At 60.3% G+C, this 8,821-nt stretch carries 6 protein-coding genes; 3 read left to right on the top strand and 3 right to left on the bottom strand.

The window, feature by feature from the left end; all coding sequences use genetic code 11:
- Positions 1 to 295: 295 nt before the first annotated feature.
- Entirely contained in the window at positions 296 to 691 is a 396-nt protein-coding gene (locus H8F23_RS28340) for a YbaN family protein (RefSeq protein WP_194936536.1), read from the bottom strand.
- A gap of 10 nt (positions 692 to 701) precedes the next feature.
- The gene (locus H8F23_RS28335) at positions 702 to 1,289 is read right to left on the bottom strand and encodes a UPF0149 family protein (protein ID WP_016984205.1); all 588 of its coding nucleotides are present in this window, start codon (positions 1,287 to 1,289) and stop codon (positions 702 to 704) included.
- Positions 1,290 to 1,666: 377 nt separating this feature from the next.
- Here H8F23_RS28335 and recQ point away from each other — a divergent pair, with 377 nt between their 5' ends.
- The 3 genes from recQ to H8F23_RS28320 all read left to right on the top strand — a co-directional run bounded on the left by recQ (position 1,667) and on the right by H8F23_RS28320 (position 6,457).
- Positions 1,667 to 3,796: a DNA helicase RecQ gene (gene recQ / locus H8F23_RS28330; RefSeq protein WP_194936535.1), complete on the top strand. Its 2,130-nt coding sequence runs from the start codon at positions 1,667 to 1,669 to the stop codon at positions 3,794 to 3,796.
- A gap of 329 nt (positions 3,797 to 4,125) precedes the next feature.
- Positions 4,126 to 4,560: a MarR family transcriptional regulator gene (locus H8F23_RS28325; RefSeq protein WP_016984207.1), complete on the top strand. Its 435-nt coding sequence runs from the start codon at positions 4,126 to 4,128 to the stop codon at positions 4,558 to 4,560.
- A 127-nt stretch (positions 4,561 to 4,687) separates the two neighbouring features.
- On the top strand, positions 4,688 to 6,457 hold the full coding sequence (locus H8F23_RS28320; RefSeq protein WP_194936534.1) for a FimV/HubP family polar landmark protein: 1,770 nt from the start codon (positions 4,688 to 4,690) through the stop codon (positions 6,455 to 6,457).
- Between the two features lie 115 nt (positions 6,458 to 6,572).
- Here the strand turns inward: H8F23_RS28320 and H8F23_RS28315 are convergent, their stop codons facing one another.
- Positions 6,573 to 8,762 (bottom strand): patatin-like phospholipase family protein, encoded by a 2,190-nt coding sequence (locus H8F23_RS28315; RefSeq protein ID WP_194936533.1) that lies wholly within the window; start codon positions 8,760 to 8,762, stop codon positions 6,573 to 6,575.
- Positions 8,763 to 8,821 lie beyond the last annotated feature (59 nt).

Here is an 8,821-nt window from a genome sequence, read left to right as displayed (position 1 = left end):
CGCCTGGCACAGCAGGCCGTTAAGAGGAAAATTGCCCAGTGCGGCCGCGATGTTGATGCCCCAGATGTCGGGGCCCTGCGACACCGGTTCCTTGCTGCGCCCGGGGATGTCGAGTTCCTTGAGTAGCAGGGGTTTGTTGGGGCTGGACATGGCGCTGACTCCGTGGCGGGAAGGGACGGAGTGATTGAACGGTTAAACGGCAGAATGCGCACCTGTCAGATCTGACAGGTGCGTAGGGATATCCGACGAGCGGTATCAACGGGGCGCTGTTTTTAGTCAGGTATTTACCGACAACTCAACGCTTGTGCAGCGTTTTTTGCCGCAAAATGTAAACCGTCACCAACACCGCACTGGTCAACATGAACCCCCGCGCCCACGGCAGTGGCACCAGGTAGCACGAGAACAGAATGCTCGCCCACATCAGCCCGATCGCGTAGACCTTGCCCTTGAGCGGAATGCCGTTGCCATCGAGGTAATCGCGGATCCATGGCCCCAGCCGGGGATGCTCGATCAGCCATTGATAGAAACGCGGAGAGCTACGCGCGAAGCAGGCCGCGGCGAGCAGAAGGAAAGGGGTGGTGGGCAGGACGGGCAGGAAAATCCCGATCACCCCCAATGCCACGCTGAGCCAGCCGATGGCCAGCAGGATGTAGCGCAACATCAGGGGGCGGTTGCCTATGGGGTTGTCCATAGGCCGGATCTTAGTGGTGACGTGGCTTGAGGATCGCCGGTTTTTCGTCGGGCGCCTGGCACAGCAGGTACAGCGCGGTCAGGGCTTCCGGGATCTGCACGATCATGTCGTCCATCAGGTTGGCGTCCTTAGCGATGTCTTCGAATTCCGGCTGTTCGTCGAACAGGCCCGAACCGACCATGATCGGCAGGAGCATTTCGCTGACTTCTTCTTCGGCGGTTTCGAACCAGGCCGCTTCACGCAGGAACACGCCTTCCATGAAACCGATGCACCAGCCGCGCAGTTCGGAATCGTCCGGCTCGTCGCCCAGATCCAGTTCGCATGGCAGCTCGAACTCTTCATCCGAGGCCAGTTGACGGGCGATGTGGGCCTTGAGGCCGATCAGGGTGGCTTCGATCTCTTCGCGCTGGGCGTCGCTGCTGTAATGCGGCTCTTCAGCGAACAGGGCATCGATCCACTCACGCTCCGGTACGTCTTCTGCGCAGATCGATAGCGCTGTCAGGTAGCCGTGAGCGGCCACGTAATCCAGCGCCTCGTCATGCAGCTCGTCGGCGTCGAGGAAAACTTGCAGGCGGGTCAGTTGCTCAGCGAAGGACATTACGGGGCTACCTTGGGGAATAAACAATGCGGGAATTCTAGGCCTTCTTGCGCGCTCAAGCCAGCCGCATGGCAGATTTGACCTGCCATACCCTGCATACACCCTGTAGGAGCTGCCGAAGGCTGCGATCTTTTGATTTGCTTTTAATAAAGACAAGATCAAAAGATCGCAGCCTTCGGCAGCTCCTACACAGGTATCAGCGATTGTATCGACGGGTGTCGCCCTGTGCAGGGGAGGGCTCGGGTATACTGCCGCGTTTTGCGATCCCTGCCCGCCTTACGGTTGTCGTGCAATGCGCTCTTACGTTTTGTTTAAGCAGCCCCGGCTGTTCTGAACCAGCCTGCGCAGGGATGTATCGGTAGATTTTTGGAGTTTTTATGCTCGAACAGGCTCAACGCGTCCTCAAGGACATCTTCGGCTACGACAGTTTCCGTGGCCGTCAGGGTGCAATCATTGAGCGCGTGGCCAGTGGCGGTGATGCGCTGGTGCTGATGCCTACCGGTGGCGGCAAGTCCCTGTGCTTTCAGGTGCCGGCGCTGTTGCGCGATGGCCTGGCGGTGGTGGTGTCGCCGCTGATTGCGCTGATGGACGATCAGGTCGCCACCCTCGAAGAACTCGGTGTGGCCGCCGCCGCGCTGAACTCCACCTTGAGCGCTGAACAGCAGCGTGACCTCGCAGCGCGGATCAAGCGCGGTGAAGTGAAGATGTTGTATCTGGCGCCCGAGCGTCTGGTGCAGCCGCGCATGCTGTCGTTCCTGCAAGGTCTGAACATCGCGTTGTTCGCCATCGACGAAGCGCACTGCGTGTCGCAGTGGGGCCACGACTTCCGTCCGGAATACCTGCAACTGGGCCAGTTGGCCGAGATGTTCCCCGACGTACCGCGCATCGCCCTGACCGCCACCGCCGACAAGCGCACCCGCGAAGAAATCGTCACCCGCCTGCACCTGCAAAATGCCGAGCGCTTCCTGTCGAGCTTCGACCGCCCGAACATCTTTTACCGCATCGTCCCCAAAGAGCAGCCGCGCAAGCAGTTGCTGGCGTTCCTCGCCGAGCGGCGCAGCGACGCCGGCATCGTCTATTGCCTGTCGCGCAAGAAAGTCGAGGAAGTCGCGGCATTCCTCAGCGAGCAGGGCTTCCCGGCGTTGCCCTATCACGCGGGTCTGCCCAATGATCTGCGCGCCTTCAATCAGAAGCGCTTCCTCAACGAGGAAGGCTTGATCATGGTCGCCACCGTGGCGTTCGGCATGGGCATCGACAAGCCCAACGTACGTTTTGTCGCGCACCTCGATCTGCCGAAATCCCTTGAGGCGTATTACCAGGAAACCGGGCGCGGCGGTCGTGACGGGCTGCCGGCGGATGCCTGGATGGCCTACGGTCTGCAGGACGTGGTGATGCTCAAGCAGATGCTGCAGAACTCCGAAGGCGACGAGCGGCACAAGCGTCTGGAGCAGCACAAGCTCGACGCCATGCTGTCGCTTTGTGAAGAGACCCGCTGCCGTCGTCAGACCCTGCTGGCGTACTTCGATGAAGACATGCCTGAGCCGTGTGGCCATTGCGACAACTGCGTCGATGGCGTGCAGACCTGGGACGCCACCGAGCCTGCACGTCAGGCGTTGTCAGCGATTTTCCGCACCGGCCAGCGTTATGGCGTCGGTCATCTGGTCGACGTGCTGCTGGGCAAGGACAACGAAAAAGTCCGCAGCTTCGGCCATCAGCATCTGTCGGTGTACGGCGTCGGCAAGGCACTGAGTGAGAGCGAGTGGCGCTCGCTGTTCCGCCAGTTGGTGGCGCGCGGTCTGGCGGATGTCGATCACGAAGGTTATGGCGGCCTGCGTCTTAATGACAGTTGCCGGCCATTGCTCAAGGGCGAGGTCACGCTGGAGCTGCGCCGCGATCTCAAACCGCAGGTTACCGCCAAAACCACCAGCAAGAGCCCGGCCAGTCAACTGGTGCGCGGCGAAGAGCGCGAACAGTGGGAAGCCTTGCGCGCCCTGCGGCGCAAGTTGGCCGAAGAGCATGGCGTGCCGCCGTACGTCATCTTTCCCGACTCGACCCTGCTGGAAATGCTCCGCAGCCAGCCGACCACGCTGGCAGAAATGGCCCGGGTCAGCGGCGTCGGCGCACGCAAGCTGGAGCGCTACGGCGATGCTTTCCTCGAAGTGCTCGGTGGCGAGACCGAGGCGCCGAAAGCGGTGGCCGACGTGCGCCATGAACTGATCACCCTGGCCCGCGCCGGCATGACGCCACTGCAAATCGCCGGTCAGTTGCAGTGCTCGGAAAAGAATGTGTACACGATGCTTGCCGAGGCCATTGGCAAGCAGCAGTTGTCGCTTGAGCAGGCGCTGGATTTGCCTGAGGAGTTGATGGGTGAGGTGCAGGACGCGTTCCTCGATGGCGAGGGTGAGTTGCCGTCGGTCGCCGAAGTGGCGGAGCTGTTTGCCGGGCGTGTGCCGGAGGGCGTGCTTTATTGCGTGCGGGCTGCGTTGCAGTCGGAATTCGAAATGTAATTTGGCCGTACCCCTCATCGGAACGCCGCCCGCCCAGCCCTCTCCCAAATGTAGAGGGGGCCGACCGAGGTGTCTTGCGCTATACGTCGCCCTGAAAACCCGAGTCGATTATGGATTCACCAAAGCACGTTCAAGTCGCTGAATATCCCGAGCATCCCCCATTCAGTCCCCTCTCCCTAAGGGCGGTCCGACGTTTCGGGAGGGTCAGGGTGAGGGGCTCTCAAGATGTAACGATTCAGTACAGACCGCCACTTGCCTATAACTGCAGCTCATGCTTAGCTGGCTAATAATTAGATTTTCTTTATTTTCAGTCTAACCGTGAGTGTTTTATGCCGTTAACCGATCAACACCGCTTTGGCATGCAACTGGCCCAGATGTCCCGTGGCTGGCGTGCCGAACTGGACCGCCGACTGGCCGGGCTGGGTCTGTCCCAGGCGCGCTGGCTGGTGCTGCTGCATCTGGCGCGTTTCGAAGAAGCGCCGACCCAACGTGAGCTGGCACAGAGCGTTGGTGTCGAAGGTCCGACCCTCGCTCGCTTGCTCGACAGTCTGGAAAGCCAGGGCCTGGTGCAACGCCAGTCCGTGATGGAAGACCGCCGGGCGAAAAAAATCGTCCTCTGTGCCCCAGCCCTGCCACTGATCGAACAGATCGAAACCATTGCCACACAACTGCGTCACGAACTGTTCGAAGGCGTCGACGAGGCGGATTTGAAGGTGTGCATGCGGGTTCACGGGCACATTCTGGGCAACCTGGAAAAATCTTGAGGCACATCCACGTGCCGTATCTTTGAGAGATCGCGCTGAGCCGACTATAAGAACTACTGGGCAATATCGTGTTCGTACCGGATGTGCGAACGCATAGAAGTCGGTTTTGCTTATTTAAGGGATGCTCATGCTCGCAAGTCGGCACGTGGTACTGCGCGGTGGCGCCAAATGGCTGCTGGCCGCTGGCGTATTCAGCTATTCGGCCTGGTCGATGGCTGTGGGGCTGGGTGATATCACCGTTCATTCAGGTCTCAATCAGCCGCTCAAGGCCGATATCGCGTTGGTCGATGTTGGCGGGCTGACGCAAAACGATCTGACGGTGCGCCTGGCCACGGCGGATGAATTCGCCGAGGCCAGGGTTGAACGGGTGTTCTTCCTCAACGACCTCAAGTTCATCCCGATCCTGCATGGCAATCGCCAGATGATCCGGGTCACGTCAAGCAAACCAGTCAACGAACCTTTTCTGAATTTCCTTGTGCAGCTCAATCAGCCCAATGGCCGTTCGCTACGTGAGTACACGGTTTTGATCGACCCTCCGGGTTCGCCGGGTATCGTGCCGGCCACCGATGAACCGGATCCGCGTGCACAATCTTCCGCGTTTCCCAGCGTCGAGCCTGTTGTCGCAGCGCCGCAGGCACCTCAGGCCAAACGCGATGCCGTGCCCGCGACAGCGCCTGCAAATCCGCCCGCCGACGATGCACTGGCCGAGCAACTGGCTGCCAGTGTCTTGCTCAATCAGCAATTGCAAAAGAGCGTCGATGAGCTGAACGCCAAACTGCAGACGCAGGATGTGCAGATTGCCGCTGGCAAGAAGCAGATTACTGAGCTGCAAACGCAATTGACCGAACTCAGGAAAGCCCCGCCACCGACCGAAGTCGCTCCGGCACCTGCCCCGGTTGTGGCACCTGTCGAGTCCACAGATGACGGTTTGAACTGGCCATTATTCGCGGGCCTGTTGCTGTTGTTGGGGGCCTTGGCCGGGCTGTTTGTGCACCGTCGACGGCAACAGTCGCAACAGGCTGATCGACCGCTGCCGCAGTTGCCGCAGGGCGAGGAACCTGACGTTGCTGAAGTCGAAAACGCAGAGTCTGTCAGGGCTCACACCTCAACCCAACACCGTGAAGAACCGGCAGCGGGCGATGTGCTGGAGGCAGTAGGAATCTATCTGGCCTACGGCCGCTTGGGCGAAGCTGCTGGGTTATTGCGCGACGCTTTGCACAAGGAGCCGGAGCGCACCGATATCGGTTTGCAGTTGCTCGAAGTCCTGGGACGCCAGGGTGACAGCGCCGCGTATGAACAGCAGGAAAGTCAGTTGTGTGAACAAGGCGTAGATGCCCAGACGTTACAGGACGTTCGTGTCCGACATCCGAAACTGGCAGGTGCCGCACCGTTGGCCGCGGCGGCGCCCGTCATTGCGCTGGCGCCTGCTGTCACTGCCCAACCGGCACCTGAAGATGATTTCGAGTTGAATCTGGGCGAGCTGTCGATGGATTCCAGTTGGGATCTGGAAGACAGCCGCACGGCCACTACTGAGCCAGCGGCCGACACCTCGGCGCTGGGCTCCAGCCTGAAAATACTGCCGCAGGATTTTGAACTGCCGGAAGCGGCCGGCGAGGACGCCGAACTTGAGTGGATCCCTGAGCCGGACGCCGAGCCGCTGGATGAAGATTTTCTCAATGAGTTTGCCGATGCCGAGCCGTCTCTGGTGTTGCAACCGTTGGACTTGCACGCAGCTGAGCCGCTACACGATGAAAACTCTGGAAAACTCGAACAAGCGCAGACCTGCATTGATGACGGTGACATCGACAGTGCGATTGCTCTGCTTAACGAGTTACTCAAGGAAGGTGATGAGCCGTTGAAGCAAACGGCGCGAACGTTGTTGGCGGGGATTCGCTAATACCCGATTGATTTGCGGTGGCGCTGATATCGTTTTCGCGAGCAGGCTCGCTCCCACATTTGAACTGTATTCGCAGAACCATTGTGGGAGCGAGTCTGCTCGCGAAGACTGACGGTCAGAAGGTCTGCCCCAGATTCAGATAAACCGCCTGCTCATTCGCATCATTCAACCCGTAACTGAAATTCAACGGCCCCAGCGGCGTGTCAAAACCAATGAACACGCTGGCGGCGTTGATGTAGCCACTGTCGAACTCATTGTCGTTGTTCCACGCCCGCCCACGCTCCAGCGAGGCGCCGGCGTACAGCGGGAAGTCCAGCGGCAGATACGAGCGCGGCGTCAGCCGGCGGTAGTACACCGCGCGCATCAGGCTGACGTTCTGCCCGGAAATCGCGTCTTCACGGAACCCCGACAATTGCCGCGCGCCGCCGAGCAGGAAGCTCGACGTCACCACATTGGCATCGTCCAGCGTACGCCCGTAGCGCCCTCCGAGAATCAGCGTGTCCGGGCCACGGCTCATGGCTTTATCGAGTTTGAATTCCCACTGTCGATAACGCGTATCCGAACCCAGCCCCGGTTCGAACTGCATCAACGTCAGGCTGACGTCCTTGCCTTCGTGTGGGAAGTAGACGTTATCCAGTGAGTCGTACGAATATTTCAGCGCATAGAAGCCTTCGTTGAAGTTTTCACTCGGCAGATCCTGATCACCAATGCGCACATCGGCCTTGCCCCAGGCCTCGCCGACACCGAACCGCACTTCGCCGTTGTTGCCGATCTGGCGACCGAAGTTAAGGCCGAAACCGTAGCGCTCGACGCGGTACTGTGCGATCGGATCGTTATCGAGCACCGCCTCGACGTTCTGTGCTTCAAACGAGGCGTACGGCGCGACGAAATAGCGCGAACCGACGTCCAGTGGTTGATAGAACTCGGTATACAGCTCTTGTTTGTCACCAATCTGCGCGCGGGTCAGCCATTCCGCGCCGAGGCGGTTGATGCCGTTGATGCGGTAACTGGCACCGAGGTTGAAGGCGCTATCGCCGCGCATGTCGTCGGACAGATTGAGACCGACCCGCAGGTAATCGGTGCCGCTGCGCTTGCCCCGGGCACTGATCACCAGGGTGTGGTCCTGGCCCTTGTGCACCACGCGGTACTGCACTTGTTCGAAGTAGTCGAGGCCATACAAGGTGCCCATGTCCGAGTGCAATCGCCCCAGATCCAGCGGCTCGCCGATGTGCTGGCGGATGTAGTAGCGGATGACGTCGTCATCGACTTTCGAGTCGTTCTCGACACGGATCGCGGTAATGATCGGCGTGCGCTGCCCCGGGGAACGGGCGGCAGCGAGTTCGGCGTCTTGGGATTCCTCGGGTTTGAGCCCGGCGAGACGCGCATCGAGGATGCGGGTCGCGCGGTAACCGGCGTCGATCATGTCCTGGGCTTTACCGAAATCGGTGACACCGTATGCGGCCAGCGCAGGCTGGATCAGCACATCGGAGGATTTCAGCGCGGCCAGTTGTTCTTCGGAATTACTGCGGGTCATCAGGGTGATTGATTGATTCAGCACGTCGACCACGGTGGTCAGTTGCTTGCGGTTGCGCAGCGGTGTGCCGATGTCGACGACGATGGCCACGTCAACGCCCATTTCCCGCGCGACATCGAGAGGAATGTTATCGGTCATGCCGCCGTCCACCAGCAGCCGGCCATCGAGTTCGACCGGGGCGAACACCGCCGGGATCGACATGCTGGCGCGGATCACCTGGGGCAGGTGGCCTTTGCGGAACACCACTTTTTCGCCATTGGCAATGTCGGTGGCCACGGCGCGGAACGGGATCGGCAGTTTGTCGAAATCCCGGGTATCGCTGGTGTGGGCCAGCAGGCTTTCCAGCAGCAGCGCGAGGTTCTGGCCCTGGATCACACCCAGAGGCAGGCCGAGACTGCCGTCGTCGCGAAAGCTGAGTTTCTGTTTCACCAGAAAGTCGCGGTCATCCTGTTTGCGTCGAAACGGCACGTCCTCGCGCGGCGGGGCGTCGGACAATGCGGCTTGCCAGTCGATGTTCAGCGCGAGTTTTTCCAACTCATCGATCTTGTAGCCCGAGGCGTACAGGCCGCCGACCACCGCGCCCATGCTGGTGCCGGCAATCGCATCGATTTTGATGCCCTGTTCTTCGAGGGCTTTGAGCACGCCGATGTGCGCCAGACCACGCGCGGCACCGCCGGACAGCACCAGGCCGACTTTCGGTCGCGGCGCGTCACTGGCGTGAACAAACAGTGGAAGCAAACCAAGCAGCAGGCAGAACAGCAGACGGCGCATTGTGAGTCTCGGGGCAAGCGATAAAGCCGGCTATTATAGCGGCGCCCTCTGTCTCAGGA

The sequence above is a fragment of the Pseudomonas neuropathica genome, assembly GCF_015461835.1.
GTDB classification, from domain to species: domain Bacteria; phylum Pseudomonadota; class Gammaproteobacteria; order Pseudomonadales; family Pseudomonadaceae; genus Aquipseudomonas; species Aquipseudomonas neuropathica.
This window is presented reverse-complemented; position numbering and strand designations above follow the sequence as displayed.